This is a genomic window from Candidatus Spongiihabitans sp., from assembly GCF_965247905.1.
GTDB lineage: Bacteria > Pseudomonadota > Gammaproteobacteria > Arenicellales > Poriferihabitantaceae > Spongiihabitans.
Window position 1 is genome coordinate 2,424,104 of the sequence record NZ_OZ252047.1, and the last position, 26,656, is coordinate 2,450,759.

The following is a 26,656-nucleotide window of genomic DNA, read 5'->3' on the forward strand; positions in this document are numbered from 1 at the left end:
GCCATCGCAACGCTTGCGTTCATGACGCCGCCGCTGCGGTCACAATATCGACCACAAATCCAACCGCCTTTTCGTGCGGTCGCGCAAGATTAAAAACAATTGAAGCAAGTTCGCCTGGTGCAATCATATTGCCACTCATATTATTGGAGTCATTCGCCAAATACAACTCAGGCGAAAATGTCCGCCGGCCGACTACCCGCCCGGCGCGGTCGGTCAGCGTTAACTGCAAGTGGGGATAAGGCTGGGCAAATTTGGCTTCATTAACCAACTTCACGGTCACTCTCAAGGCGCCAGGTTCGGTGGGATGGAGATCAATTCGGGTATGGGTCAGCGTGAATTGCAAAGGGCCTTGACGAGGCGACAGGTCGCACCCTGCGATTTTACAAAAACCAACCAGGTATTTACGGTAGGTCTGGTCCTGGGCATAGCGTTCCACGAAGAAATACTTAACCTGCATACCCAGTAAAAATACAAAACCGATGGCCGCCATCAACCAGATAAAAGTCACGAACGGGTGGGTGCGGTCGTTGATGTATTGACCAACTCTATTGCCGCTCATTCTACACAGAGTCGTGTCTTCCATGGTCGAATTTTGGGACGGCGGACGCACCGATGAGCCAGATGATGCTTGATCAACCTCTTTGGGATTATTCATTTTCAGATTGATGAATTCGAATTCCTTCTTGCGCATGTTCTCGGGCTGGCTCTCGGGCTGGCTTTCGGACCTGCTATTGGGCTCAATCTGGGGTGCTTCGGTCAGCGCGTCATGCGAATCCGCTGGTGCAGGCGAATCCTCCCGGTCAGGATCAAAATTCAGGGGTGCAATGGTGGGCGCCGTCAATCGGCCATGGTCTTGTTTGTCATCATGGACATGGATTGAATCGGTTGCGCGAGGTTCAAATGGATTCCTTGCTTGGCCCATTTCAGTTTCATCAATCTGCGCCGCCGCAACAAACCCGGTATCAGTTTTTTGCATCAGGTTAGTCTTGGCGTCAAACGCTTCCTGACAAGCCCCGCATCTGACCAGGCCAGCGCATTGATTGAGTTTTTCATCGGTCAATATAAAAACCGCATCGCATTTCGGGCAGCCGCAATAACGACGGTTCAATCGATTATTCACCGGATATTTATTGCGCCAGTTTGTTCAACAGGGTTTTTTCAAGGTAATGGATGTCGCATTCGCCTTTGACGAATCCAGCATCCTGAACCAATTCACGATGCAGCGGCAAGTTTGTTTTAATGCCGTCTATCACCATCTCCTGTAAGGCGCCTTGCATTCGAATCAGCGCCTCGCTGCGATGCATGCCATGGGTAATAATTTTCCCAATCATGGAGTCATAATAAGGTGGCACTGAATAATTGCTGTAAACATGCGAATCAATCCGAACGCCTGGACCGCCGGCCATGTGGTACTGGGAAATTCGGCCCGGACAGGGCAAAAACGTTTTTGGATCTTCGGCGTTGATGCGACATTCAAACGCATGTCCGCGGAAATGAATGTCGTCCTGCGCGAAGCGAAGTTTCTCGCCGTCGGCGACGCGGATCTGCTCCTGCAACAGATCGATGCCGGTAATCATTTCGGTGACCGGATGCTCGACTTGGATGCGTGTGTTCATCTCGATGAAAAAAAATTCGCCGTCTTGGTAAAGAAACTCAAAGGTGCCGACGCCGCGATAGCCGATCTTCATGCACGCTTGCGCGCAACGCTCGCCCATTTGCGCGCGCTGCTCGTCGCTGATGCCCGGTGCCGGTGCTTCCTCTATGACTTTTTGATGCCGTCTTTGCATGGAGCAATCGCGCTCGCCGAGATGAATTGTGTTGCCGAAGGCATCCGCAAGCACCTGAAATTCCACATGCCTGGGTTTTTCCAGAAATCTCTCCATATACAAAACACCGTTTCCAAAGGCCGCTTGCGCTTCTTTCCGGGTGGCGTGAATGGATTCCAATAACTCATCTTGCGCGCGCACCACCCGCATGCCCTTGCCGCCGCCGCCGCCGCTGGCTTTGATCATCAACGGAAAACCGATGGCTGCGGCGACATCGATAATTGCATCCTCGCCGTCCGGCAACGGCCCATCGGAGCCGGGAACACAAGGCACGCCGGCCGCGCGCATAGCCGCAATGGCGGAAATTTTGTCGCCCATGGTGCGAATCGTTTTTGCGTCAGGTCCGACAAAAATAAATCCGCTTTGTTCGACTTGCTCGGCAAAGTCCGCATTTTCGGAAAGAAATCCATAGCCGGGATGAATGGCATTCGCCTGGGTAACCTCAGCCGCGGCGATGACCGAAGCAATATTCAAGTAACTTTCCGCGGCCGGCGGCGGGCCGATGCACACCGATTCATCGGCCAGGCGAACATATTTTGAATCACGATCCGCTTCGGAATACAGTGCCACAGTCAGAATTTCCAACTGCCGGCAAGCGCGTAAAATCCGTAGTGCAATTTCACCGCGGTTGGCGATAACCAGCTTCTTAATGTGCTTGGTCATGCCGGATTGATCATGTTTGACCACGCGCACGCTTTGTGATCATTCGATCAGAAATAGCGGTTCGCCAAACTCAACCGGGTCGCCACTGGATTTGTAGATGGCTTTGATAGTCCCTGCAATATCCGTTTCCAACTGGTTAAACGTTTTCATTGCTTCGATGACGCACAGGATATCCCCGGGTTTAACAACCGAGCCGATAGTGACATAAGGTTCCGAATCCGGTGAAGCGGATTCATAAAATGTGCCGACCATCGGGGATTCAACCGTATTACCGATGCTTTCAGCATGAGATTGCCCGGACTCAATATCCTGGCGCACATTGGGCGCTTGATCGGTCGCAATGTGCGAGATAGCCGGGTGTGGGTGGGCCGGCGGCGCCGTTGGGGGATATGCCGCCCTGCTCAATCGAATCGTGCTGTCCCCTTCAGTGATTTCCATTTCCACCAGCGCCGACGACTCCAGCAGTTCAATCAACTTTTTAACCTTTCGTAAATCCATGTTTTTGTCTCTGGGCTTTTGTCTCGCCGTTAGTGATTGTCTTCGAATTCACGACGCAAATAATCCACCGCCGCAGCGTAAGCGAACTCATAGCCGCGCGCGCCCAGTCCGGCAATCACGCCGACCGCGATGTCGGAAAAATAAGACTGGCGGCGAAACGGCTCTCGCGCGTGCACATTCGACAAGTGAACTTCAATAAACGGAATCTTGACCGCTGACAGCGCGTCGCGCATGGCCACGCTGGTGTGCGTGAACGCGGCCGGATTGATAATCATAAAATCCACTTGCTGCTGCGCGGCCTGTTGAATCCAATCCACCAACTGGTGTTCAGCATTGCTTTGCTTGCATTCCAGTTCATGCTGGTCGGCGTGCGCCAATCGGGCCAGGTTGTCATTGATGTCCTTCAAACTAACATGGCCGTAGTGCTCGGGCTCGCGGGAGCCCAGCAGATTCAAGTTTGGTCCGTGAAGCACAAGAAATTTAGCCATGAGGTCTGATGGTATTGGGTTCAGGTGCGTATTTCAAAGTTTCAATTTACAGTCCAGTTCGGCGTGGTTCAGCGAATTTTAGAGAATTTGCAACATTATAACCGATTATTCCGAAACAGAAATCCCTATTTTACCCCGCCGAAAATCCGCCAACAATCCGGCTTGAATCAAACACTCAGACTGGCAGCGCGGTGGTGTATTTTATTTGTTCCATAGCGAATGTCGAGGTCACATCGGATAGCGCGATGCGGTCGATTATTTTCTTGTAGAGATCGTCAAAGGCTGGAATATCCGACACCACCGCCCGCAGCAGGTAATCCACTTCGCCGCTCATGCGATAGATTTCCATGATTTCTGGAATCGAGGACATTTCAAATGCAAATTTCTCGCTCCATGCGGTATTGTGCTGGTCGGTCATGACCGCAATAAAAACCGTGACCCCGGCATCCACTTTCACCGGATCGAGCAGTGCCACTCGTGCGCGAATGATTCCCTGCTGCTCCATGCGTTGAATCCGTTTCCAACACGGCGTCGGCGACAGATGAACCTGCTCGGCAATTTCTTTGATGGTCATACTGGCGTCTCGCTGCAGATAATACAAAATTTTACGATCCACCTTATCGATAGTATTTTTTTCTTTCTTTTTCATTTTATACGACATATATACTCTGTAAATCGATAATATAGCATATTAATAGTATTATTTTCTAATTAGTATTGTTTATCCCCGATTAGTTTTCTACACTTATCCGTCATCAAAAATGACCAGCCGAAAGAGCCAGCCGAAAAAGTGAAAAAACATGTATCAATATAGCGACCAGGAAAGACAGTTTCTGCATCAGCGCGCCAGCCAGTTTCAGGGCCAGGTCGCCCGTTTCCGTGCGGGCGCGTTGGACGGCGAGCGCTTTGCCCAACTGCGGTTGCGCAACGGATTGTACGAGCAACGCCACGCGCACATGCTGCGGGTTGCGATTCCCTATGGTCAGCTGAACAGCGCGCAACTGGCCAAGCTCGCCCACATCGCCCGAAAATACGACAGAGGCTACGGGCATTTCACGACCCGCCAAAATATCCAATACAACTGGCCTGAACTGGATGATGTCCCGGCAATTCTGCATGAACTGGCCGAGGTTGATATGCATGCCATCCAAACCAGCGGCAGTTGCATCAGAAATATAACCTCCGACCATCTGGCCGGCGTGTCCAGCGACGAATACGAAGACCCGCGACCGTGGTGCGAACTGTTGCGACAATGGTCTACCCTCCACCCCGAATTTAACTGGCTGCCCAGAAAATTCAAGTTTGCGGTGACCGGCGCGAAAAATGATCGCGCGGCGGTGCAGTTTCATGACATCGGCATTCGCATTGTCAAGAACGGCAATGATGAAGTTCGCTTCAAGATTTATGTCGGCGGCGGAATGGGGCGCACCCCGGTCATCGGCAAGTTAATTCATGATGACCTGCCGGCCGCGGAATTGCTGAGTTATCTGCAGGCCATTATGCGCGTGTATAACAAATATGGTCGGCGCGACAATAAATATAAAGCCAGAATTAAAATCCTGGTTAATGCGCTGGGCATCGATAAGTTTGCGGAAAAGGTTAACCAAGCCTGGGCGGCCTCCAAAAAAGGTGCGCCCGCACAAACCCCGGAATTAACCAACCAGCAAATCAACCAAGCCAAATCGTTTTTCACCAAGAAACTCGCGCAGTCCGCGGGGCCTCGCAATAGCGGCGCCACCCTGATTCCAGTCGCCAATCCTGCTTTTATGAACTGGCGCAAGCACAACACTAGCGAACACGCCTTGCCCGGCTATGTCGTGGTTCATGTTTCATTAAAAGCGCAAGGCGAAGCGCCCGGCGACCTTGACGCGGATATCATGGAGCGGCTCGCCTGCATTACCAGAGATTACAGCGCGGACGAGATACGCGTGACCCATGAGCAAAACCTGGTGCTGCCTTATGTCAAGCGCAGCGATTTATTCACGGTCTGGCACAAGTTGAACGAGTTGAAACTGGCCACGCCGAATATCGGCAAACTAACCGATATGATTGCCTGTCCCGGATTGGATTTTTGCTCGCTGGCAAACGCCGGCACGATCGAGTTGGCCAAGGAGATCAGCGAGCGCATGGATGATTTCGACCGGCTGTATCAAATCGGCGACATCAAACTTAAAATGTCCGGTTGCGTGAATGCCTGCGGCCACCACCACGCCGGCCACATCGGCATATTAGGCGTGGATAAAAAAGGCGAGGAATGGTATCAACTGACGCTCGGCGGGTCGGCCGAAAACGACGCGCGCATCGGTCAAAGACTTGGCCCGGCCGTGGCAAAAACCGAATTGGCGGACGCCATCGAAAATATTATAGAAACCTACCTGAAACAGCGCCGGGCTGATGAATCATTTCTCGCCACGGTGATTCGAACCGGGGTTTCCCCGTTCCAGGAAAACCTGTATGAAAACCTGTATGCAAATCATAAAAAATCGCCGGATTATCAACAGTCCGTGGCGGCTTGAGCCGGATACTGAACTCGGCGAACCGGATCAAGCGGCTTCGGTCGCGGATGAGTCGGGTCGCAGACTAATCTCAGTGCGCCATTGGCTATCGATGCGAAACGATGCCCATGGACACAGCGATGGATGCGGCGACGTGGGCATTTACTTAAATGCGGATGACGAAGTCGCTTCAATCGCCGAACATCTCGATTCCATCCCAGTCATTGCCATTATATTTGAGAGCTTTGCCGAAGGGCGCGGCTATTCCCAAGCGGTGGAACTGCGGCAGCAACATCACTATCACGGAGAAATCAGAGCCATCGGCGCTGCGGTCGATAATCTGTCGCTGATGGAGCGCTGCGGCATCAACGCCTTTCAGCTAACCGACGATGACCCGAAGCAAGACTTGAAGCAAGCATTGTCATTTTTCACCGAAATCGATACGGTCTATCCTTATAATTAACATTCGGGTTCAAGGTACTTTAAGCGGTCGATTTCGGATAGATTTTAGCAGATATTGACACCTATTTTCGTGGCGCATATTGAAGCGAGACTCACACTCTTTCAAAGGAGTCCGGCTACGCCGGACGACATATTTTAACTGGATTCCCGCCTGCGGCGAGAATGACGGGCTGAGTGGACAATGGTAAATAAGTGTCATGCAAATCGTGACACTAAAACGTGCTCCAGCGTAGCCGGACTTCTTATTCTCAATGTGCCATTGGCGTCTCAACTCGCCTTTGTCCTCTCGATTCACCATTGCCCTATCATTTGTCATTGCCCGGCCCATATTATTATTGGCCGGGCAATCCAGTGGAATATGCCGTCCGGCGTAGCCGGACTCCTTTGCGGCGAAGCCGCGCCGTTCGATGCGAGAATGGACGGCAAGGCGATAATGCTTGTTGTTTACTGCTAATGTATGAGCGCGTCCCGGCGGCTACGCCACTCTGGATTCCCGCCTGCGGCGAGAATGACAAATAAGGGTCGTCATTGCCCGGCCCATATTATTATTGGCCGGGCAATCCAGTGGAATATGCCGTCCAGCGTAGCCGGACTCCTTATGCGGCGAAGCCGCCGGTTTGTGTCTGGCAAAGCCGGATGCCAATAAGGAGTCACGCTACGCGTGACAGATATTTAACTGGATTCCCGCCTGCGGCGAGAATGACGGCAGGGAGGGCGGTTTTTTCCGCCTGCCGGCGAGAATGACAAATAAGGGTCGTCATTGCCCGGCTTGTTCCGGGCAATCCAGTGGAATATGCCGTCCGGCGCAGCCGGACTCCTTCGCTCGCATTGCCCGGCGATGTGTTGCCTGATTTGAGTATACAATCGGCTGGTCGCCGGGCCAGAGATGCCGGTGATTTGAGCGACTTCGCAAGCCTTGATATCAAGGCAAAACAGCCGTGGAATCGCCCTGAATTTATTCTCCGAAATTCGGCAACGAATGACATACTTGTTTTTTATTTATAGAACAATTAGCTATGACCATTTCACTATACCTTAAAGTATCTTGAACCTAAAATTCGGGTTCAAGGACGACTTGCACGACTTGACTTGGCGGCCTCATAACCTGTCGTGCTGAACGCGGTGTCGGTTCAGGCGATATTCCCGGTGCGCAATATACAATGTGCTGGATATGATAATCATCACCCCGACCCATTCGCGCAACGCAAGCACTTCGCCAAACAGCAAGTAGGCAATGATGCTTACAAATAAAATGCGCAAGTATTGGAACGGCGCAACGAAACTGACATCGCCGATGGAGTAAGCCTTAATGTCAGCATAGGTGCGCAAGGTGGCGAATATCGCAATCAGCACGATAAAACCAAAGTTGCCAAACGCCAGGGGTTGCCAATGCGCCACCGCGAACGGCGCGGTTAAAACCAGCGTGCAACTGAACATGTAAAACATCAGCACCCAGGGAGGGTCGGATTTTGATAACTGTTTATGCAGCACCAGCGACACGGAAAAAAACGCGGAACTGACAACCGGTATCAGCAAGCGCATATCGAACACCTCGGCGGTCGGGTTAATCACCACCACCGCGCCCAGAAAACCAACCAGCGTTGCCGATATTCTCCGCCATCCGACCTGCTCTCCCAAAACCGGCCGCGCCAGCAAGGTGACGAACAATGGCACGGTGAAGAAAAGCACGGTTACCGTGGTGATAGGGAGAATTGTCAGGCTATAAAAACCCAGATTTATCCCCACAGCAACAAACCCGCCACGCACTAAATGCAGTGTCAGCTGGGTGCTGGCAAGACCGGCAAACCCCCTTTTCAGCAACATCGGAGATAACAAGATGAGTCCAAAAAAACACCGGCCAGCAACGATCACCGTCGAGTTGACATCGTCGCCGATGGTTTTGATCATGGTCACCATAATCGATGCGTACAAGCACGACATTGCGATCCAGCTTGCGCCTTTTAAGTTGGCGGAAATGATAGTCGGAACCCTTATCTATTTTGACGCTAACTATATCGGAAACGGAATGAATCGGGTTGTATTTAATTTTTAAGGTAAACCTTCAACTTGTGAAAGTGCGACGTGTTTTGTTGATTTTCAAACACCATCACTCTTTGTTGTTTTCCGTTTAGTGTAAAAAGCAGGAATAATACCGGGCCAAACCACATGAAATTTTTAAACCTGATGCTTTTTAATTTTCCTTCCAGATTAACCAGATACCATTTTCCCTGTTGAGTAACTCGAATATTTGAAAACGGCTTGAGTGCTGAGTGGCAAATCAATTCATATTTCAACATTGCCAAACAAATCAACGTCACTCCTAACGAATAGATCGCTTCGAATTCAATGCAAACCGGAATCAGGGGCAGCAGATAAAGTCCGGCTAACAGGATCGACATTCGATTCGATGAATCGAGTTTAATGGCGATAGGTAGACAGTATTCGTGAGACAATTTCCACCATTCCCTGGCCGTATATTTGACTAGCGGGTGTTACTTTGTAACACAGCCATTCCGTCAATACCGTATCCTCGACTTCCAACAGCTGGTTAAACTCATTCTTCTCGTTTCTGGAAAGTTCATGGTAATAATCAGCAACAAATTCACTCAAAATCAAATCCAGTTCTTTCGTTCCTCGGCGACATCGCCAAAGTAGTTGTTTGCCTGATCGTTGTTTGCCTAGTCGTTGTTTGCCTGATCGTTGTTTAATTGTTCGTTCATCTGCTATACGTGTCGTCATACCCATCATCTACTCAACCCGATTTTTGTTGCACGATGGCTTTTTTAATTTCTCCAATCGCTTTGGCCGGATTCAACCCTTTGGGGCAGGCATTGGTACAATTCATGATGGTATGACAACGATATAACTTGAATACATCGTCTAAATCCTCCAATCGTTCTTGCGTTGCTTCATCCCTGCTATCGGCGATCCAACGATAGGATTGCAACAACGCCGCCGGTCCGAGATATTGATCTGAGTTCCACCAATAACTTGGACAGCTGGTCGAACAACATGCGCACAAAATACATTCATACAGCCCATCGAGTTTGGCGCGCTGCTCCTCGGATTGCAGCCGTTCTTTATCGGGCCTGGAGTTAACGCCCGCGCTATCGGTCTTGAGCCAGGGCTTGACCGACGCATATTGAGCGTAAAAATTGCTCATGTCCGACACTAAATCCTTGACCACCGACATATGCGGCAGCGGGTAAATTTTTATATCCTCATTGGATTCATTCACAGCACGGGTACAGGCCAGCGTATTTACGCCATTGATGTTCATTGAACAGGACCCGCAAATGCCTTCTCGACAAGAACGGCGGAAAGTCAGCGTGCTGTCGATAACATTTTTTATTCTGATTAAAACATCCAGCACCATGGGGCCACAGGCTTGCGTATCAACCTCATAGGTATCCACTCTGGGATTGTCGCCGGAATCAGGGTTCCATCTGTAGATATGCACCGCACGCAACGCGCCGCCGCTCACATCCTTAAATGTTTTTCCTTTGGTAATGCGGGAATTTGCCGGCAATCGGAATTCAGCCATTAGTACACGCGCTCTTTGGGTTCAATATATTCCACTTCATCGGTTAATGTGTAGCTATGCACTGGCCGATAGTCGATACTCGGATCATCATCGACATTTTCCTGCCATGCCAATGTGTGTTTCATCCAGTTTTCATCATCCCGGTCGGGGTAGTCTTCGCGCGCATGGGCGCCGCGGCTTTCAGTTCGGTTCACTGCCGAGTGAATGGTAACTCTGGCCTGGCGCAATAAATTATCCAACTCCAGCGTTTCCGCCAAATCCGAATTCCAGATCATCGACCGATCGGCAACACGGACATCGGTAAATTTATGACATATTGCGGTCAATGTTTCCACTCCTTCCCGCATCACTTGTTCGGTACGAAACACCGCGCAATTATTTTGCATCGTTTTCTGCATTTCCAAACGTATTTGCGCGGTTGGGATAGCGCCTTTGGCATACCGGATTTTGTCAAATCGATCCAGGATTTCCTGCCCGGCGCTTTTGGGCAGCGGCGGTGTTTGACTGCCCGGCGCAATCAATTCGCGCGCGCGATGTGCCGCCGCTCGGCCAAACACAACAATATCCAACAGCGAGTTTGACCCTAAGCGGTTGGCGCCGTGCACCGACACGCACGCGGCCTCGCCGATGGCCATTAAGCCGACGACAATGGTTTCCGGATCACCGTCCTTCAGCGTGACCACCTGGCCGTGAAGGTTGGTTTGGATGCCGCCCATGTTGTAATGTACTGTGGGCAGTACCGGAATCGGCTGCTTGGTGACATCCACGCCGGCGAAAATTTTTGCCGACTCGGAAATTCCGGGCAAGCGCTCGGCCAGGACCTCCGCGCCGAGATGCTCCAGATGCAAGTGGATGTGGTCTTTTTCTTCGCCAACCCCCAGTCCATCGCGAATTTCCATGGTCATGGAACGGCTGACCACATCGCGCGACGCCAGGTCTTTGGCGTTGGGCGCGTAGCGCTCCATAAACCGCTCGCCTTTGGCGTTGGTCAGGTAGCCGCCCTCCCCGCGCGCGCCTTCGGTGATCAAGACCCCCGCGCCATAAATACCGGTTGGATGAAATTGTACAAATTCCATATCCTGCAATGGCAAGCCAGCGCGCAATACCATACCGCCGCCGTCGCCGGTACAGCTATGCGCGGAAGTCGAAGAAAAATAAACTCGGCCATAGCCGCCGGTGGCGAGGATGACGATGGCGGCGGCGAAACGATGCAGTTCGCCGCGCTCCAAATCCCAAGCCATCACGCCTTTGCATTCGCCGTCTTGCATGATGAGATCGATGGCGAAATACTCAATGAAGAATTGCGCATCGTGTTTTAGCGACTGCTGATACAGCGTGTGCAAAATCGCATGACCGGTGCGGTCGGCGGCGGCGCAAGTGCGCTGCGCCTGGCCCTCGCCGAAATGGGTGGTCATGCCGCCGAACGCGCGCTGATAAATCTTGCCGTCCGGGGTGCGCGAAAACGGCACGCCGTAATGCTCGAGTTCAATAACCGCGTCCGGTGCCTGCTTGCACATATATTCAATCGCGTCTTGGTCGCCGAGCCAGTCCGAGCCCTTGACCGTGTCATACATATGCCACCGCCAATCGTCCTCGCCCATGTTGCCGAGCGCCGCGCTCATTCCGCCCTGCGCGGCCACGGTATGACTGCGAGTGGGGAACAGTTTAGTGATGCAGGCGGTGCTCAATCCTTCCAAAGCCAAGCCGAATGTCGCGCGCAAACCGGCGCCGCCGGCGCCGACCACAACGACATCGTATTGATGGTCGATAATGTTATAGGCTTCAGTCATGTTTTACGCCGCCGCGCAGATTTCATGGCCACAAATTTTATTGCCATAAATTTCATAATGACCCTGCTTCAAATGAACTTGCTCAAAATGATTTTGCTCAAAATGCGATACGTAGAATGGCATGCAGTCCAACCAATGCTGAAGCCATTAACGCCGCCCTGGTCGCAAACAAGCCGATGGATTTCAGTCTTTGGTCATGAATATAATCCGCGATTATTTCCTGCAGCCCCAACTGGCCATGAAAAAACATGAAACCGATATACAAAACCAGCGAAACCGCAACGTAAGGTTGGGCGATCCAGCCTGCGACTGTTGCGTGGTCATCGCCAATGTGGCCGACAATCGCAAACATAAACCAAAGCGTTAATGGGATTAAGCCGATGGCTGAAATTCTTTGCCAGCGCCAATGCTGAGAGCCCTTGCCGTGACTTATAGGGTGATGACTGCTCATATCAACCACACCAAAATGGTCAATAATGCTGAACCCGCCAACACCACTTTACCGGATAAATACACCTGATCCAATTCAAAGCCGTAGCCAAAGTCCCAACACAAATGACGGATGCCGTTGAGCAAGTGATAACTGGTGCATAACGTCCATACGACCAACAACCCCTTGCCGGACAGGGAGTTCAAAAATTGAAATGCCGCGTTAAAATTGTCGGCGCCGGCGGCGATGCGCCACAGCCACCAGACGATGATCATCGCCCCGAAAGTAATCGCCACGCCGCTCGCCCGATGCAATATGGACAGCACCGAAGTGAGTTGTGGTTTATAGACCTGAAGGTGCGGCGACAGCGGGCGCTGGTTGGTCGGCAAACGAATCTCCTGAATGAGTCGATTAACGCGGATTGGCGGATTGCTCTTTCATAACTTGATTTTAACTGATTCCAGCCGCATATTCTCCCATTAACGCTCACGCGCCTTGGTCAATATATGTAATCAATTATGTGATCAATCATGCCGTTAATTATGGGAAAATGCATCCCAAAACAGGAAACTTACAATCCGCGATTATGACATCATCACAACAACCGCCCGACAATCAACATGATTCTCCGCAAAATGATTCTCCGATGGATTCTTTTGATCTGATCCATCCCGTTGCAATAGACCTGGAGTCGATTGCAGCGGGCGCAGCGCAGCGCAGCCACCTGATCGATCTTTCCCCGCTAAGTCTTATTCGGGTCAGCGGCGATGACGCGCAGTCCTTTCTGCAAGGGCAGTTCAGCAACGATATCAATATGCTGGATAAAAACCATTGCCAACTGCACGCTTACTGCAACCCGAAAGGCAGGACCTTGGCGATTATCCGCTTGGTGCGTAAGGACCAGGGATTTTGGATGATCGTTCCCAAGGACATCAGCGAATCACTCATCGCTCGCTTAAAAATGTTTGTGCTGAGAGCTAAAGTGGATATCCAGCTGGACGATGAATATACCTTGCTGGGGACGGCGGGCGAAGCGCGGCATGATGAGTTCGGCGGGGTCAGTTATCGGGTCGATTCGGTTGTGGCGCGGCATCTGATTATTGCGCCGTCAAAAAATATCGCGGCGCACGCGCACGGCAGTCCGCTCCACCATTGCGATCTTTGGCGATGGCTGGATATTCGATCGGGAATCCCGCAGGTTTATGCGCAAACCGCCGGCGCGTTTATCCCGCAGACCATAAACCTGGAGTTAGTGGACGGCGTCAGTTTCAGCAAAGGATGTTTCCCCGGCCAGGAAATTGTGGCGCGGATAAAATATCTGGGAAAACCAAAACAACGCTTGGTCATCGCCAAAGTGGAATCAAGTCACGATATTGCGCCGGGCGATGAAATTTATAGCGCGGCTCAGTCCGGCCAGAAATCCGGCCTGGTTGTTGACGCCGTTAAAACCGGGAATAGTCAGTTTCAATTATCGGCCATGGTGCCGGCAACAATGGTTGAATCGGGTGATTTGATGCTCGGCTCTGCGGCTGGCCCGAAGTTGCAGCGAATTGGTCTGCCTTATGACATAAATCTAGAACAATAAAAGCAAAAGTCAAAGAGCAACATTCTCTTTTGTTTGCAACCGATATTGAAACTTCTGAGGGCTTTGCAAGGTGCATTTAACGCGCTTTCGTGGCATTTGAAAGAGCGTGAGTTTAATTCAATATGCGCCATGGAAACACCTGCCAACAGCCACCCAAATCGACCCAAAAATTAACCGTTTAAGTTGTCTTGAACCTAAGTTATAATCGGTTGCATATCGAGCAATAACCCGGTCACCTAAATAATGGCAAAAAGTAACACACCATCCATAACCCTGTCCAAAAAGAAATTGGTGCTATTGGATATTTTTGAGCACTGTAGAAAGAAAAATAGTTATACGTTTGACAATGACTTTGTTGGAGAAATTAGCAAAAAACACGAGTTCGGCAACCTATTTGACGTAACCAAAACGGACAATTCGTCGATTCTTCCAGACGAAATAATAAAACAAAATTACTGCATCATTCATCTTGGAAAAGGGAAACACAGATTTATCAAAGCCGCCCAAATTTGTTTTCACGACTTTGAGAAAATCGACAATAAGGAAATACCATGGAAATACCACAAAAGCGCGTTAAACGAAATAGACACCAGCGAAAGCAATATTTTATCCGTAGGGTTCAACCAAAGAATTGTTCACGACTTTTTGTATGATGACATCGTGGCAAATCCGAAAATGTACGGCTCCAGACGCACGCGGTCCGACCTTCATTATAAGATTGGCAAAGAAGAAATACACACAACCAAACTACAAATGGAAATTGATTTAGTGACTGAATATCTTGGCGTAGTCACAGTGTTCGAAGGTAAAAATAATTTCCCTGATAACTTTGCCGTCTATCAATTGTTCCATCCATATCTATATTTTCATCACCTTAGACAAATTGGAAAAATTAAAGTTGAGGATATAAACTGTTGCTATTTGTTGCGGAATCGTAGCGTGGATGGCGAATCAACTATTCGATTGTATCTTTATACTTTCGAAGACCCAATGAAAATGGATTCGATCCGTTTGATTAAATGTAGCCAGTATAAGTTAATTACGCGATGAATACGCTACCAAAAAAGTTTCACAACAAAGTTGAGCAAAGAGATGTCATGGATGTTTTGCGTGTTTTACCGCCAGCCTGTCTGGATATGATATGGGGTGACCCTGATTATGGCGTCGGCATCAACTACAGCGGGCGAAAATATACGAGCAAGTGGGAGGAGTACATCTCTTGGTATGTCGGTTTAGCGAAAGAGTGCATGCGCGTATTAAAACCCACCGGCAACCTGTTTATGATGAACTACCCAAAACAGAACGCACACTTGCGCGCACTTTACTTGGACGATGCCGCGCATGGCGTATATGATTATGTTTGGGTGTATCCGACTAATGTAGGACATTCTCCAAAACGCTTCACTACTGCCCACCGTTCCATTCTGCACGCCACTAAAGGCAAAAGCAATAATTTCTACAAGGAGCAAATTGCTCAACCTTATCGCAATCCAACAGACAAACGTATTCAAGGGCGCATCGCCAACGGCAGCCCGGGACGCATGCCTTATTCATGGCTACAATACAACTTGGTCAAAAATGTTTCATTAGAAAAAACATTCCATGCCTGCCAAATACCCCAAGAACTCAGTGAGTTATTTATTAAATCTTGCACAAAATCTGGCGACAGTGTTTTCGTTTTATTTGGCGGAAGCGGGTCAGAAGTCGCAAAAGTAAAAGAACTAAAGCGCACCTACTTGACTTGTGAAATACACCCGGATTATTGCGAAATTATCCGAACGCGCCTGAAAAATAATTTTATCAAAAAAGAACACCGAATGAGCTCTATCATGCAATCTCGAAGAAATATCGGGGAAAATGGTAAGAAAATACAAAAACAATCTGATTTGATTGATAGGTATTTTAGGACCACTACTGAACTCTACGATGATCTGGAGTGGGATGGGGAAAAACTAGATATTATTTTAGATGGTGATGTAATCGAATCCTACACGCATTCGGATTTATCTAAAATTATTGATGGCTTTTTATAATTGTAGATCACAGGGTATGGAGGGAAAGCTGAGCGGGCGGCGATGATGCAGTATTCAAGTTGGTAAATATCTGACGTTTTGAGATAACACGGTATTTTCGCGCGGATTTCGTTCCAGCTTAGGGGCATTCGTTTCCGTTAATTTTTTTACTTATTACTCAATAATCTGGTAAAAGGTTTCTCCCTTCTTTATTAAACCGAGTTCCGACCGAGCAATGGTTTCCACAGTTTCGCCGCCGGCCTTGAGATCGATCACCTGCGCGACAAGCCGTTGGTTTCTTTGATCAAGTTCCGCGTTTTCCAACCGGGTTTGCTCGGCCGCCTGGTTAAGGCGATACCAGTCGAAAACATTCTTGTCCCCGAACCACAACGCATATTGGGTGCCCAGAAAAATGATCAGCAATATGAGGTTAATCGGTTTCAATTTATCTCGCGCTATTTCAAATTATAGAAGGCGGCTGGCCCAGCATATACCGCATTGTCGCCCAACATCTGCTCAATTTTCAATAGTCGATTGTACTTCGCCACCCGCTCAGAGCGGCATAATGACCCGGTTTTAATCTGCCCGGCGGCGGTGGCGACCGCTAAATCCGCAATGGTGGTGTCCTCGGTTTCCCCGGAACGGTGGGAAATGGTGGCGCAATAATTCGCTCGTTGAGCCATACTGATAGCATCAAAGGTTTCAGACAGTGTGCCAATTTGATTGAACTTAATCAAAATCGAGTTGGCGATGCCCCGCTCAATGCCTTTTTTCAGTATTTCAGTATGGGTCACAAACAAATCATCGCCGGTGAGTTGCACCTGATCGCCTAAAATCCGGGTCAACTGCGCCCAGCCATCCCAATCCAGTTCATCCATTCCATCTTCAATGCTGATAATGGGATATTTATTAACCCAGTTGTGCAAATACTCGGCAAATTCACCGGCGTCCAACTCCAGCCGCTCCGCTTTTAATCGATATTTTCCATCACGACAAAATTCCGAACTGGCCGCATCCAATCCAATCATCACTTGATCGCCGGGACGATAACCGGCTTTTTCAATCGCTTGCATAATCAAGCCCAGACCTTCTTCATTGGACGCGCACTCTGGCGCAAACCCGCCTTCGTCGCCGACGCCGGTGCTGAGATTGTTGGCCAACAGGACGGATTTCAGGGCATGAAAAATTTCAACACCGCAACGCAGCGCCTCAGAATAAATCGGAAATCCCACCGGCAGGATCATGAACTCCTGGAAGTCAATGGCATTGTCGGCGTGCACGCCACCATTGATGATATTCATTTGCGGCACCGGCAACGTGAACTTGTCATTGCCGTACAACGCGCCCAGGTGTTGGTATAACGGAATGCCCTGGGAATTGGCCGCGGCATGGGCTGATGCCAAGGAAACCGCCAGCAACGCATTGGCGCCGAGACTGCTTTTATTCTCGGTGCCGTCCAGTTCCAGCATGGTCTCGTCGATGCGCCTTTGGTCCAAGGCGTCCTGACCGCGAATTGCGTTTTTCAATGCGGTGTTGACATTGAGAACCGCATTCAATACGCCCTTGCCCGAATATCGTTGCTGATCGCCATCGCGCAACTCCAAGGCTTCGAGCGAGCCGGTTGACGCGCCGGATGGGACCGCGGCGCTGCCGGACGCTCCATTGTTCAACACCAAATCCACGGCAATGGTCGGGTTGCCGCGTGAATCCAGGATTTCCCAGGCATTGATATCCTTGACTTGTGTTGATGAGCGCGTCATATTGATTTGCGTCGGGTTGATTTAGTGATGCGATCAATGGCGATGAGTTGTTTAAGCAACGCTTCCATTTGATCCAATGGCCAGGCATTGGGTCCATCACTAAATGCATTTGCCGGATCGGGATGGGTTTCCATGAAGATGCCGTCCACGCCCACCGCAATCGCGGCTTTGGACAAAACCGGCACGAATTCACGCTGCCCGCCGGATTTCCCTGTGAGATGTCCCTGCCCCGCACCCGGCAACTGCACCGAATGGGTGGCGTCGAACACGACCGGACACTGGGTCGATTTCATGATTTCCAGGCTGCGCATATCGACCACCAGATTGTTGTAGCCGAAACTCGAACCGCGTTCGCACACCATGATCGTTGCCTCGCGATTGGCGCTCTTCGCTTTATCCACCACATGCTGCATTTCATGGGGCGACAGAAACTGCCCCTTTTTGATGTTCACCGGTTTCCCCGACAATGCCGCGGCTTGAATTAGATCGGTTTGGCGACACAAAAATGCCGGGGTTTGCAGGACATCCACAACCTCGGCGGCGTCGGCGACATCTTCGACATTATGAACATCGGTCAATACCGGGACTTCTACTCGCTCTCTTACCTTGCCGAGAATTGCCAACCCCTTGTTCCGTCCGGGTCCTCGCGGCGAATCGCTGGAAGTGCGATTGGCTTTGTCAAATGATGATTTATAAATAAAGTCAATGCCCAACTTATCGGTGATCTCCCGCAACGCGGCGGCAGTCGATAATGCCATTTCCTCCGATTCAATGACGCACGGCCCGGCAATCAAAAAGAACGGCTCGTTCTGGTTGGCTTTGAAGGTGGGTAAATTCATTTTCCGATTATAATATTGACTGTTCTGGCGTCGATTATGCACTGGTTGATTGCGGCTCTGCCGCTAACTGCTGGCGCTTCAATCCCGCATTAATATAATCGGTGAACATCCTATGGCCGTCTCTGGGATTTGAGGTAAATTCGGGATGAAACTGGCAGGCAACGAACCAGGGATGATCGTTAAGTTCGATGATCTCAACCAAGCCGCTACATGACAAACCGGAAAAAATCAAACCGTGATCTTCGAGTTGTTTCATATAGTTATTGTTGAACTCAAAGCGATGTCGATGGCGCTCCTTGATCACTTCTTTATGATAAATACGCTTGTACCTGGAACCCTTTTTAAGGTGAATTTCCTGCGCTCCCAAGCGCAGGGTGCCGCCCAGATCGGCATTTTCGTCTCGCCGTTCGATCTGCCCCTTGGGGTCAATCCATTCGGTAATCAACGCAATCACGGGATGCGGTGATTTTTTGTCGAATTCGGTGCTGTGCGCCTTATCCAGACCCGCAACATTACGCGCAAATTCAATGGTTGCCACCTGCATACCCAAACATATGCCCAGATAGGGAATCTTGTTGACGCGGGCATACTGCACCGCTGTTATCATGCCCTCAATACCTCTTTCACCAAATCCGCCCGGCACCAGAATAGCGTCAGCCGATTCCAGCATTGCGGTGCCATTTTCTTCGATCTCGGTTGAGTCAACGTAAAATATTTCAATTTTCGTGCGGGTTTGAATGCCGGCGTGGAATAATGCTTCTGACAGCGATTTATAGGACTCGGTTAGACTGACATACTTGCCGACCATAGCGATAGTGATTTTATTTTCGGTATGAATGCTGTTTTCCAGCACCCGGTCCCATTCCGACATATCCGGCGGACTCGCTTTGATATTGAGTTGTTCGGTAACAATTTGGTCTATTTTTTGCGCCACATACAATTTTGGAATTTTATAAATATTGTCCACATCGACGCCCGAGATAACGGCTTCCTCCTCCACATTAGTGAACAAGGCAATCTTTTTACGCGCAGCATCGGGGAGTGTCTCCCGAACACGGCATAATAATATGTCCGGCTGAATACCAATTGTACGCATCTCTTTTACCGAGTGCTGAGTGGGTTTGGTTTTGATCTCTCCGGTAACTGCAATTTCAGGCACCAAGGTAAGATGCATAAACAAGGTGTTTTCCTTGCCTAACTCGATACGCATTTGGCGAATGGCCTCGAGGAACGGCAATGATTCGATGTCGCCCACGGTGCCGCCGATTTCCACCAATGCAATTTCCGCGTCTTTGGCCCCGGCTGTCACCGATGCCTTGATTTCGTCGGTAATATGCGGAATCACCTGAACCGTACCCCCCAGATAATCCCCTCGACGCTCCTTGCGAATCACCGTCTCGTAAATTTGGCCGGTAGTGAAATTATTGGCGTTGCCCATGGTGGTGCGAACAAATCTCTCGTAATGCCCTAAATCCAGATCGGTCTCGGCGCCATCCTCGGTCACAAACACCTCGCCGTGCTGGAACGGACTCATGGTGCCGGGATCGACATTGATATAGGGGTCTAACTTGAGCAAGGTCACCTTGATGCCGCGCGCTTCCAGGACGCTGCCGAGCGACGCCGAGGCGATGCCCTTGCCCAGTGAAGAAACAACCCCGCCGGTGATGAAAACGAATTTTGTCATCGCGACTTAGCCACTGATAAATTTTGACACCATGTTCATGTTCACGGTCACGGTGCGGATGTGTTTAGGGAGGACCAGAACGCGACTCCCCGGACGGGGGAGCAGATTACCAAACACAGGCGCAACTATCAATCATTCAAGCCGCGAAAATTGCGGGCGGATTCCCAAGTTACTCGAATCTGCCGCATATTCGCCCAACCCGCCAATCCCATGAACCCAGGCAATTTCGCCGTCGATTTTTAAAAACGGCAAACAATCCCGTTCCCAGGGCGGCACACCATTAGCCTGAAATAATTTTTTCAACGAGGAATGATGCTGTCGATTATTCAACCGCACGCGCTCACCGCCTCGTCGCCAGGCCAATTGAATTTTTTTTCCTTGCAGCGCGCGCCGAGGCATTCCTCCCGATTCCGCGCTGACCATTTCCACCGCGATGCCATATTCAGGAATGTTCATTGCCTGCATATCCCAGGGCAGGGTTAAATATTCCCGGGCTTGAGATTTCCGGCCTAGCATCGACTTGGTGAGATATAAATGGCGATGATAATAGCGTGCTGCCAAGCTATCCGGGTTATCCGGGCCATCCGGGCCATTGAACTCGAGGGTTGCCGATGATGCCGGTTGCGCCATAATTTGGCAGTACAGGGTCGCCAATTGTCCCTTTGAAGGAGACGCATAACCGGCGTTGTGAATCCAGTGGCGGATCAATCCAGTCACTTCAAACTGGCGCTTTTCATTAACCCGATCGAGATCCAATGGATCGGTCAAGCAAAAAACACCTCTGGATTGCGGGGCGCGGCCGACCTCAAACAACGCCGATAATTTCGCTCCATCGCGTTCAGCAATCCGGCGGCAGGAATCGGCCGCCCGGTTTAGCGCGGTAACCATGCCGGGCCATCGATGACTTAGAATGGGCATTAACTCATGCCGAATATAATTGCGATAAAACCGAACATCATGGTTCATCGGATCCTCAATCCATTGCAGTTTTTTTAGTTGTGCGTAGTGCATCAATTGCGTCCTGCTAAAACCAAGCAATGGACGGATCAATTGGTTTTTCGATCCATGAACTAATGGTCTTGCAGGCGCGACCCCTGCAAGTTGCTCGATTTCTTTTCCCTGAAACAGGTTTAACAAGAATGTTTCGGCCTGATCATCGGCATGATGCGCGCTGACCACCACCTGCTTAGGCTGCGAAATTTCATCCAGCCAATGGTATCGGGCATCGCGCGCATTCGCTTCGAGGCTTTGCCCGGATTTAGAATTTATGGTTCGACGAACAGAAACCAAGCGCACCTCAAACTCAGTGCACCAGCGTTCGCATTGCTTGGCCCAAATCGCCGACTGGCGTTGCAAGCCATGATCGAAGTGCGCCGCAATGACCGTGATGTTCGATTGATTGCGCAACGATGCCAGTCCATGCAACAAAACCTGGGAATCGCAGCCACCGCTATAGGCGACCACAAACTGTGTATTCTCTGCCAGTCCAAAGTTTTCAAACAATATCCTGAATAGCGCCTGGGCCGAAAATTCAGCGGCGGCTTGCTTAATCTGCAGGTTCACTCTTTAAGTTCAAATTTCCCAAAACTCATGAGTCGCGCATAGCGATTTTCGAGCAGTTGTTCATTGTCAACGCTCTCAAATTCTCTCAGCGCGTCAACAATTTTGTCTTTGACCGACCGTGCAGTTTCATCATAGTCGCGATGCGCGCCGCCCAGTGGTTCGGCAATCACTTCATCGACCAGACCAAATTTTGATAACTCCCGAGTCGTTACCCCCATCGCCTCAGCGGCTTCGGCGGCCTTATCCGCACTCTTCCACAAAATAGAGGCGCATCCTTCGGGGGAGATGACCGTATAGGTGGAATATTGCAGCATCAACAATTTATCGCATACCCCAATCGCAAGCGCGCCGCCGGAACCCCCTTCGCCGATGACCACGGAAATTATGGGGGTTTTCAATGTCGCCATCACTTCAATGGATTGTGCAATGGCCTGGCTTTGCCCCCGTTCCTCGGCGCCCACCCCAGGATAGGCGCCGGGCGTGTCAATCAATGTGACTAACGGCAGGCCGAAGCGCTCAGCCAGCAGCATGATGCGCTGGGCCTTGCGGTAGCCCTCTGGTCGTGCCATGCCAAAATTGCGTCTGGTGCGTTGTTTGGTATTCCGACCCTTCTGGTGGCCAACAATGGCGACTCTGTGGTCGCCAATCCAGCCCAGCCCAGCGACAATTGCGCCATCATCGGAATACATTCGGTCGCCATGCAGCTCCTGAAAATCGACCACCATTCTTTTGATGTAATCCAGCGTGTACGGGCGCAAAGGATGGCGGGCGATTTGTGTAATTTGCCAGGCTCCAAGTTTGGCGAATATCTCTTTTGTCAGTTGCAGATTTTTCGCGCACAGCCGGCTGATTTCAGCGCCCATATTTAACTCGCCGGCTGAACTGACTCGCTGTAGCTCGGCAATTTTTTCCTGTAACTCCGCGATAGGTTTCTCAAATTCGAGATAATCAAGACTCATAACAATTTTAGTGCGGTTTTAGTGATTTATATACGTTTGAATTTTAAACCATTTATTCTAAAGTTATTCGCGCTCGTGCTGTTTATTCATGCGCGCAATGTTGTGATAATAGAGTATGTTGGCGTATCGCGCCGTATAATGCTTTTTTAAACCTCAAGACAGGAATCAGCAATGACTCAATACGCAAATGACACTCTTCGCCAAGCCGTTCGCGAGCAGTATGGCAAGGTAGCCGAAGCGGATAATTCAGAGGGTGGAAATTCAGCAACTTCATGTTGCGATGAATCGAGTTCCGATGCCAAAACGACCTCAATGAAACTCGGCTACTCAAACACAGATGTTGGTGAAGTGCCGGACGGCGCAAACATGGGCCTGGGTTGCGGCAACCCAAAAGCGATCGCCTCGCTGAAACCCGGAGAAACGGTTTTGGATTTAGGTAGTGGCGGCGGCTTTGATTGCTTTCTCGCGGTTAGGGAAGTGGGCGAATCAGGACAAGTTATAGGCGTTGATATGACCCATGAAATGCTGGGCAAGGCACGAAAAAATGCGGCTGATGCCGGTTATAACAATGTCGATTTTCGGCTCGGTGAAATAGAAAATCTGCCGGTGGCCGATTCGATCGTGGATGTTATCATTTCCAATTGCGTGATCAATTTATCGCCGGAAAAAGCAAAGGTTTTTCGGGAATCGTTGCGGGTGCTGAAGCCTGGCGGACGACTTGCTATATCAGATGTCGTGGCCACGGCTGAGTTGCCGGAAAAGTTCAAACATGACCTGGCGTTATTTACCGGGTGCATGTCTGGCGCCTCATCAATCGAAGCGATTGAAACTATGCTCAAGGATGCGGGGTTTGATGAAATAGAGATTAAGCCAAAGGACAAGAGCAGGGACTTCATCCGCAATTGGCTGCCAGACAGCAAGATCGAGGATTATGTTGTTGCCGCAACCATCGAGGCAATCAAGCCAAAGGCATAACCACCAAAGGCATAACCAGTGCACTCGGGCCGCGAAAATGCGGTCTAATGAATGGGCGGAAAACTGCTAACGTTATTTGATTTCGATTGGGTGTAACCATATCGTCAATTATCGGGTCAGTGAGTTAACCGATAGTATTCCATCTCTGAGGCTTTGTAGTTTGACAGACATCCCATCGCGTCGAGCACCGAGGTCAGGAAACTTTGCGCGGTCAGCCTGCCAAGCGCGCCAGTTGTGCAATCCCGACCTCAAGGATGTGCTACCCAAGACCTACAACCGTTTTGAGAACGCCCGGCTGGAGGAGTGCCACAAAGTGAGCAGGTCAGCAAAGTCTCACTACATGACGAACTGGGGATAAGAGCAAGCCAAGTATTTGACACCTGGTATGTTCTGATCCGATATATCGTACCGCCCGCTATTGTGATTATTTTGATTAGTTGGTTGGGGTGATTTTGCATGAAAGGCTGGGTGAAAAACATAGACCATCAGCCATTCGTATAACCAAAAAAGCATCGAACAGGTATATGTGTTTATATTTCTAGGGTAGCAATGGAAGGTGTTTGTTGTTCAAAAATCCGCGCAGATAGTACCTTATGTTGATCAATTCAATATGATATACATTAACCACAGGCTCCCTCAATAGATTATAAAAAAATATTTATCATTAGGGATTGACTATTAGTTTAAACTATGTTTTAATTACTAATACATCATTTTTATATTAGGGTAACACTATGGATAATGACAGTCTAAATGCTCACAATGAGATAGTATCGCGTCTTTCAATACTCGACGAAGCAGACCAAAAACACGTTCTTGATATGGTCTGCCAGTGGTTTCGCTTTTCTGCTAACTCAAAAACACCAACTCAGTCGCGTGTATCAGAGTCTGATTCACCAGAGAAATCAGTTGGTCTGTTCAGCAGAGAATCTGATCTAACACCAAAAGAATTTTTGATGGAGAAAAAACCGTTCACAAATGTTGAAAGGGTCGTATGCCTTGCATATTACTTAACTCATTTTAGAGGGGCACGCCATTTCAAAACTCTGGATATAAGCAAACTTAACACTGAAGCGGCACAGTCAAAGTTCGCCAATCCCACTGTTGCGCTAAATGATACGGCAAGGTCAGGTTTGGTGGTTGCGAGCACTAAGGGTACCAAGCAAATAAGTGCGATGGGTGAGCAATTTGTTTTGGCTTTGCCCGATCGTGATGCAGCAAAGAAAAAGCAGCGAGAAATGGGCCCTAGAAAACGGCGGAAACCCACTAAAGCCAAGCCAAGCAAAGCAGAGCGCAAACAATAAGGCGGGCGTTGATGACCAAAAGACATAAAACGACACGGTTAACAATATACAACCACAAGGGTGGCGTAGGGAAAACCACGCTGACGATCAACCTCGCAGCGGCACTAGCGGAACAAGGACACAAAGTTCTGCTAATCGATTCAGACCCACAATGCAATATCACCTCTTATCTTTGTGAGGATTCAGTAGTTGATGACTTTCTGGATAATTCTGATGAGGAAGATGGCAAGACAGTCTGGTCCGCGTTAAAACCAGTGGTGGAGGGTGATGGGGCATTTCGCGATGTTGGAATTTACGAGACTTCAATCGATGGGCTCTTTTTGCTGCCCGGCGACATACGACTTTCTGAGTATGAAATAGAACTTTCCGAAAACTGGAATAAATGCTTTCAAGGAAATAGACGCGGACTTAATGTGACAACTAGCCTAAGCGCGCTTGTTAACTACTACTCTCAAACATATAAACTGGATTTCATTTTTTTCGATACTGGTCCTAACATTGGTCCATTGAATCGAATCATATTACTGGACTGTGATTATTTTGTGGTGCCAGGAGCATGTGATCTGTTTTCAGTCAGGGCATTAAAAACACTTGGTGCGTCGCTCACAAAATGGATCACGGAATGGGAGACTATACTTAATATTGCGCCTGACGAATCCCCACTATTGCAGGGCAAACCTGCTTTCCTTGGTTATGTGCCTCAAGGGTTCAGAGTTTACGGACAAGGGATGGCGCAGTGGCCATCGCATTACCATGCCAAATTCGATAAGGAATTGAGAACATCACTTTTAAAGCCACTAGAGCGAATTTCAAGGAATCTCATAGCAGTCCCCGCAGCAAAAGCTAAGTTGGGAGAAGTTAAAGACTTCGCACACCTTGTCCAAAAATCACAGGAACAAGGAGTTCCGCTGTGGAAAGTTCAAGGAGGACCAGAATATCAGACCATAGAGGCCAAAACAGCGTTCTCTTCAATGGCGATGGAACTTAAACGACGTATTAAGGAAGTATGATTTGTGGCTAATCTGAGCAATTCACGATTACGGGTATTAGCGAAGGCTGTTGCTCGATACGAGACAATCCGTAGTGACTTTGATCTTCAGGGAAAGTATCTCATGGATCACCTTGCGAATGACGCGCGTTTGAAGCCATTGATTCATTCACAGAAGTATCGGACAAAGGACCCTGAACATCTTTGTAAAAAATTAGAACGGAAAGAGCTTCAACGGCTAAAGACTAAACCCGATAAACGCCCGAAGCTGGTCAACCAAAGAAATATACTAGATGAAGTGGACGATCTTGTTGGAGTCAGGATATTACATTTGCACACGAAACAGATGTCTGAAATTCATCCCCTGATTCTAAAAATTCTGAAACAAAATAACTATGTTATTAGAGAGGAGCCATTAGTTTATATCTGGGACCTTGAATCAAAGAAATTTTTTAAAGATCTTGGATTTCTACCTGTAGAACGAGATGAAATGTACACCAGTGCTCATTATGTAGTCAGTTCCGCAGCCAGACCAGAGATGAAAATGGAACTTCAAGTCAGAACGCTTATGGAAGAAGTATGGGGTGAGGTGTCACACTTGATAAATTATCCTGTAGAGACCACCTCAATGTTGTCTTGTCGTGAACAAATTCGTGTTCTTGCCAGGATAACTTCTGGGTGCACACGATTAGTAGACTCTATTTTTTCGTCTTATAACGAATCAAATGAATCGTTAAGAAGTAAAGAGTAGAGCAGGCTCCCTCAACGGGCACTTTTCATTTCAGGCATTA

29 protein-coding genes are annotated in these 26,656 nt (G+C 49.4%); 11 read left to right on the top strand and 18 right to left on the bottom strand.

Annotated elements, in window-relative coordinates:
• Nucleotides 1–19: 19 nt before the first annotated feature.
• The 5 genes from ACP158_RS12545 to ACP158_RS12565 all read right to left on the bottom strand — a co-directional run bounded on the left by ACP158_RS12545 (nucleotide 20) and on the right by ACP158_RS12565 (nucleotide 4,124).
• Nucleotides 20–1,108, bottom strand: coding sequence for a zinc-ribbon and DUF3426 domain-containing protein (locus ACP158_RS12545; RefSeq protein WP_424946458.1), 1,089 nt, complete (start codon nucleotides 1,106–1,108; stop codon nucleotides 20–22).
• Nucleotides 1,109–1,127: 19 nt separating this feature from the next.
• Nucleotides 1,128–2,489, bottom strand: a complete 1,362-nt coding sequence (gene accC / locus ACP158_RS12550; RefSeq protein ID WP_424946459.1) for an acetyl-CoA carboxylase biotin carboxylase subunit — start codon at nucleotides 2,487–2,489, stop codon at nucleotides 1,128–1,130.
• 39 nt (nucleotides 2,490–2,528) lie between these two features.
• On the bottom strand, nucleotides 2,529–2,987 hold the full coding sequence (gene accB / locus ACP158_RS12555) for an acetyl-CoA carboxylase biotin carboxyl carrier protein (protein ID WP_424946460.1): 459 nt from the start codon (nucleotides 2,985–2,987) through the stop codon (nucleotides 2,529–2,531).
• Between the two features lie 29 nt (nucleotides 2,988–3,016).
• The gene (aroQ, locus tag ACP158_RS12560; RefSeq protein WP_424946461.1) at nucleotides 3,017–3,475 is read right to left on the bottom strand and encodes a type II 3-dehydroquinate dehydratase; all 459 of its coding nucleotides are present in this window, start codon (nucleotides 3,473–3,475) and stop codon (nucleotides 3,017–3,019) included.
• 175 nt (nucleotides 3,476–3,650) lie between these two features.
• Complete coding sequence (locus tag ACP158_RS12565; RefSeq protein ID WP_424946462.1) at nucleotides 3,651–4,124, bottom strand: Lrp/AsnC family transcriptional regulator; 474 nt, start codon at nucleotides 4,122–4,124, stop codon at nucleotides 3,651–3,653.
• Nucleotides 4,125–4,275: 151 nt separating this feature from the next.
• On the opposite strand from ACP158_RS12565, the gene ACP158_RS12570 reads away from it, so the two are divergent.
• The 4 genes from ACP158_RS12570 to ACP158_RS12585 all read left to right on the top strand — a co-directional run bounded on the left by ACP158_RS12570 (nucleotide 4,276) and on the right by ACP158_RS12585 (nucleotide 7,176).
• Nucleotides 4,276–5,991, top strand: a complete 1,716-nt coding sequence (locus tag ACP158_RS12570) for a nitrite/sulfite reductase (protein ID WP_424946463.1) — start codon at nucleotides 4,276–4,278, stop codon at nucleotides 5,989–5,991.
• Nucleotides 5,942–6,433, top strand: coding sequence for a DUF934 domain-containing protein (locus tag ACP158_RS12575; RefSeq protein WP_424946464.1), 492 nt, complete (start codon nucleotides 5,942–5,944; stop codon nucleotides 6,431–6,433). Before ACP158_RS12570 ends, ACP158_RS12575 begins: the two co-directional genes overlap by 50 nt.
• Before the next feature lie 180 nt (nucleotides 6,434–6,613).
• Complete coding sequence (locus ACP158_RS12580; RefSeq protein ID WP_424946465.1) at nucleotides 6,614–6,886, top strand: hypothetical protein; 273 nt, start codon at nucleotides 6,614–6,616, stop codon at nucleotides 6,884–6,886.
• Between the two features lie 74 nt (nucleotides 6,887–6,960).
• Complete coding sequence (locus tag ACP158_RS12585; RefSeq protein WP_424946466.1) at nucleotides 6,961–7,176, top strand: hypothetical protein; 216 nt, start codon at nucleotides 6,961–6,963, stop codon at nucleotides 7,174–7,176.
• 354 nt (nucleotides 7,177–7,530) lie between these two features.
• On the opposite strand, the gene ACP158_RS12590 is transcribed toward ACP158_RS12585, so the two are convergent.
• The 7 genes from ACP158_RS12590 to sdhC form a co-directional block, all read right to left on the bottom strand.
• Complete coding sequence (locus ACP158_RS12590; RefSeq protein WP_424946467.1) at nucleotides 7,531–8,373, bottom strand: DMT family transporter; 843 nt, start codon at nucleotides 8,371–8,373, stop codon at nucleotides 7,531–7,533.
• A gap of 101 nt (nucleotides 8,374–8,474) precedes the next feature.
• Nucleotides 8,475–8,831, bottom strand: coding sequence for a hypothetical protein (locus ACP158_RS12595; protein ID WP_424946468.1), 357 nt, complete (start codon nucleotides 8,829–8,831; stop codon nucleotides 8,475–8,477).
• A gap of 19 nt (nucleotides 8,832–8,850) precedes the next feature.
• Nucleotides 8,851–9,171 (bottom strand): succinate dehydrogenase assembly factor 2, encoded by a 321-nt coding sequence (locus ACP158_RS12600; protein WP_424946469.1) that lies wholly within the window; start codon nucleotides 9,169–9,171, stop codon nucleotides 8,851–8,853.
• A gap of 13 nt (nucleotides 9,172–9,184) precedes the next feature.
• The gene (locus tag ACP158_RS12605; RefSeq protein ID WP_424946470.1) at nucleotides 9,185–9,976 is read right to left on the bottom strand and encodes a succinate dehydrogenase iron-sulfur subunit; all 792 of its coding nucleotides are present in this window, start codon (nucleotides 9,974–9,976) and stop codon (nucleotides 9,185–9,187) included.
• Complete coding sequence (sdhA, locus tag ACP158_RS12610) at nucleotides 9,976–11,766, bottom strand: succinate dehydrogenase flavoprotein subunit (protein WP_424946471.1); 1,791 nt, start codon at nucleotides 11,764–11,766, stop codon at nucleotides 9,976–9,978. Before sdhA ends, ACP158_RS12605 begins: the two co-directional genes overlap by 1 nt.
• 97 nt (nucleotides 11,767–11,863) lie before the next feature.
• Nucleotides 11,864–12,217, bottom strand: coding sequence for a succinate dehydrogenase, hydrophobic membrane anchor protein (gene sdhD / locus ACP158_RS12615; RefSeq protein ID WP_424946472.1), 354 nt, complete (start codon nucleotides 12,215–12,217; stop codon nucleotides 11,864–11,866).
• Nucleotides 12,214–12,585, bottom strand: a complete 372-nt coding sequence (sdhC, locus tag ACP158_RS12620) for a succinate dehydrogenase, cytochrome b556 subunit (RefSeq protein ID WP_424946473.1) — start codon at nucleotides 12,583–12,585, stop codon at nucleotides 12,214–12,216. Before sdhC ends, sdhD begins: the two co-directional genes overlap by 4 nt.
• Nucleotides 12,586–12,782: 197 nt before the next feature.
• Between sdhC and ACP158_RS12625 the strand changes: the two genes are divergently transcribed.
• The 3 genes from ACP158_RS12625 (at nucleotide 12,783) to ACP158_RS12635 (ending at nucleotide 15,814) form a co-directional block, all read left to right on the top strand.
• Nucleotides 12,783–13,781 carry a YgfZ/GcvT domain-containing protein gene (locus ACP158_RS12625; protein ID WP_424946474.1) on the top strand — a complete coding sequence of 333 codons (999 nt, stop codon included), beginning with the start codon at nucleotides 12,783–12,785 and terminating at the stop codon, nucleotides 13,779–13,781.
• Nucleotides 13,782–14,024: 243 nt separating this feature from the next.
• On the top strand, nucleotides 14,025–14,831 hold the full coding sequence (locus tag ACP158_RS12630) for a type II restriction enzyme (protein ID WP_424946475.1): 807 nt from the start codon (nucleotides 14,025–14,027) through the stop codon (nucleotides 14,829–14,831).
• Nucleotides 14,828–15,814, top strand: coding sequence for a DNA-methyltransferase (locus ACP158_RS12635; protein ID WP_424946476.1), 987 nt, complete (start codon nucleotides 14,828–14,830; stop codon nucleotides 15,812–15,814). Before ACP158_RS12630 ends, ACP158_RS12635 begins: the two co-directional genes overlap by 4 nt.
• Before the next feature lie 153 nt (nucleotides 15,815–15,967).
• Here the strand turns inward: ACP158_RS12635 and ACP158_RS12640 are convergent, their stop codons facing one another.
• The 6 genes from ACP158_RS12640 to ACP158_RS12665 all read right to left on the bottom strand — a co-directional run bounded on the left by ACP158_RS12640 (nucleotide 15,968) and on the right by ACP158_RS12665 (nucleotide 22,598).
• Complete coding sequence (locus tag ACP158_RS12640; RefSeq protein WP_424946477.1) at nucleotides 15,968–16,237, bottom strand: septum formation initiator family protein; 270 nt, start codon at nucleotides 16,235–16,237, stop codon at nucleotides 15,968–15,970.
• 11 nt (nucleotides 16,238–16,248) lie between these two features.
• Nucleotides 16,249–17,553 carry a phosphopyruvate hydratase gene (gene eno, locus ACP158_RS12645; RefSeq protein ID WP_424946478.1) on the bottom strand — a complete coding sequence of 435 codons (1,305 nt, stop codon included), beginning with the start codon at nucleotides 17,551–17,553 and terminating at the stop codon, nucleotides 16,249–16,251.
• Entirely contained in the window at nucleotides 17,550–18,392 is an 843-nt protein-coding gene (gene kdsA / locus ACP158_RS12650; protein WP_424946479.1) for a 3-deoxy-8-phosphooctulonate synthase, read from the bottom strand. The genes eno and kdsA overlap by 4 nt, the downstream gene beginning before the upstream one ends.
• Before the next feature lie 34 nt (nucleotides 18,393–18,426).
• Nucleotides 18,427–20,076, bottom strand: coding sequence for a CTP synthase (locus tag ACP158_RS12655; protein ID WP_424946480.1), 1,650 nt, complete (start codon nucleotides 20,074–20,076; stop codon nucleotides 18,427–18,429).
• A gap of 132 nt (nucleotides 20,077–20,208) precedes the next feature.
• Complete coding sequence (gene tilS / locus ACP158_RS12660; protein WP_424946481.1) at nucleotides 20,209–21,639, bottom strand: tRNA lysidine(34) synthetase TilS; 1,431 nt, start codon at nucleotides 21,637–21,639, stop codon at nucleotides 20,209–20,211.
• Nucleotides 21,636–22,598 (bottom strand): acetyl-CoA carboxylase carboxyltransferase subunit alpha, encoded by a 963-nt coding sequence (locus ACP158_RS12665; protein WP_424946482.1) that lies wholly within the window; start codon nucleotides 22,596–22,598, stop codon nucleotides 21,636–21,638. The genes tilS and ACP158_RS12665 overlap by 4 nt, the downstream gene beginning before the upstream one ends.
• Before the next feature lie 171 nt (nucleotides 22,599–22,769).
• Between ACP158_RS12665 and ACP158_RS12670 the strand changes: the two genes are divergently transcribed.
• The 4 genes from ACP158_RS12670 (at nucleotide 22,770) to ACP158_RS12685 (ending at nucleotide 26,616) form a co-directional block, all read left to right on the top strand.
• Nucleotides 22,770–23,573 carry an arsenite methyltransferase gene (locus ACP158_RS12670; RefSeq protein WP_424946483.1) on the top strand — a complete coding sequence of 268 codons (804 nt, stop codon included), beginning with the start codon at nucleotides 22,770–22,772 and terminating at the stop codon, nucleotides 23,571–23,573.
• A 734-nt stretch (nucleotides 23,574–24,307) separates the two neighbouring features.
• On the top strand, nucleotides 24,308–24,877 hold the full coding sequence (locus ACP158_RS12675) for a hypothetical protein (protein WP_424946484.1): 570 nt from the start codon (nucleotides 24,308–24,310) through the stop codon (nucleotides 24,875–24,877).
• Nucleotides 24,878–24,888: 11 nt separating this feature from the next.
• Complete coding sequence (locus ACP158_RS12680; protein ID WP_424946485.1) at nucleotides 24,889–25,887, top strand: ParA family protein; 999 nt, start codon at nucleotides 24,889–24,891, stop codon at nucleotides 25,885–25,887.
• Between the two features lie 3 nt (nucleotides 25,888–25,890).
• The gene (locus ACP158_RS12685; RefSeq protein WP_424946486.1) at nucleotides 25,891–26,616 is read left to right on the top strand and encodes a RelA/SpoT domain-containing protein; all 726 of its coding nucleotides are present in this window, start codon (nucleotides 25,891–25,893) and stop codon (nucleotides 26,614–26,616) included.
• Nucleotides 26,617–26,656 lie beyond the last annotated feature (40 nt).

Bases quoted from the DNA above. Each gene is read 5' to 3' on its own strand.
- accC (WP_424946459.1), bottom strand. From the start codon at position 2,489: ATGACCAAGCACATTAAGAAGCTGGTTATCGCCAACCGCGGTGAAATT.
- accB (WP_424946460.1), bottom strand. From the start codon at position 2,987: ATGGATTTACGAAAGGTTAAAAAGTTGATTGAACTGCTGGAGTCGTCG.
- aroQ (WP_424946461.1), bottom strand. From the start codon at position 3,475: ATGGCTAAATTTCTTGTGCTTCACGGACCAAACTTGAATCTGCTGGGC.
- ACP158_RS12565 (WP_424946462.1), bottom strand. From the start codon at position 4,124: ATGAAAAAGAAAGAAAAAAATACTATCGATAAGGTGGATCGTAAAATT.
- ACP158_RS12570 (WP_424946463.1), top strand. From the start codon at position 4,276: ATGTATCAATATAGCGACCAGGAAAGACAGTTTCTGCATCAGCGCGCC.
- ACP158_RS12575 (WP_424946464.1), top strand. From the start codon at position 5,942: ATGCAAATCATAAAAAATCGCCGGATTATCAACAGTCCGTGGCGGCTT.
- ACP158_RS12580 (WP_424946465.1), top strand. From the start codon at position 6,614: ATGGTAAATAAGTGTCATGCAAATCGTGACACTAAAACGTGCTCCAGC.
- ACP158_RS12590 (WP_424946467.1), bottom strand. From the start codon at position 8,373: ATGTCGTGCTTGTACGCATCGATTATGGTGACCATGATCAAAACCATC.
- ACP158_RS12595 (WP_424946468.1), bottom strand. From the start codon at position 8,831: ATGTCGATCCTGTTAGCCGGACTTTATCTGCTGCCCCTGATTCCGGTT.
- ACP158_RS12600 (WP_424946469.1), bottom strand. From the start codon at position 9,171: ATGACGACACGTATAGCAGATGAACGAACAATTAAACAACGATCAGGC.
- ACP158_RS12605 (WP_424946470.1), bottom strand. From the start codon at position 9,976: ATGGCTGAATTCCGATTGCCGGCAAATTCCCGCATTACCAAAGGAAAA.
- sdhA (WP_424946471.1), bottom strand. From the start codon at position 11,766: ATGACTGAAGCCTATAACATTATCGACCATCAATACGATGTCGTTGTG.
- sdhD (WP_424946472.1), bottom strand. From the start codon at position 12,217: ATGAGCAGTCATCACCCTATAAGTCACGGCAAGGGCTCTCAGCATTGG.
- ACP158_RS12625 (WP_424946474.1), top strand. From the start codon at position 12,783: ATGACATCATCACAACAACCGCCCGACAATCAACATGATTCTCCGCAA.
- ACP158_RS12630 (WP_424946475.1), top strand. From the start codon at position 14,025: ATGGCAAAAAGTAACACACCATCCATAACCCTGTCCAAAAAGAAATTG.
- ACP158_RS12635 (WP_424946476.1), top strand. From the start codon at position 14,828: ATGAATACGCTACCAAAAAAGTTTCACAACAAAGTTGAGCAAAGAGAT.
- eno (WP_424946478.1), bottom strand. From the start codon at position 17,553: ATGACGCGCTCATCAACACAAGTCAAGGATATCAATGCCTGGGAAATC.
- kdsA (WP_424946479.1), bottom strand. From the start codon at position 18,392: ATGAATTTACCCACCTTCAAAGCCAACCAGAACGAGCCGTTCTTTTTG.
- ACP158_RS12655 (WP_424946480.1), bottom strand. From the start codon at position 20,076: ATGACAAAATTCGTTTTCATCACCGGCGGGGTTGTTTCTTCACTGGGC.
- ACP158_RS12665 (WP_424946482.1), bottom strand. From the start codon at position 22,598: ATGAGTCTTGATTATCTCGAATTTGAGAAACCTATCGCGGAGTTACAG.
- ACP158_RS12670 (WP_424946483.1), top strand. From the start codon at position 22,770: ATGACTCAATACGCAAATGACACTCTTCGCCAAGCCGTTCGCGAGCAG.
- ACP158_RS12675 (WP_424946484.1), top strand. From the start codon at position 24,308: ATGGATAATGACAGTCTAAATGCTCACAATGAGATAGTATCGCGTCTT.
- ACP158_RS12680 (WP_424946485.1), top strand. From the start codon at position 24,889: ATGACCAAAAGACATAAAACGACACGGTTAACAATATACAACCACAAG.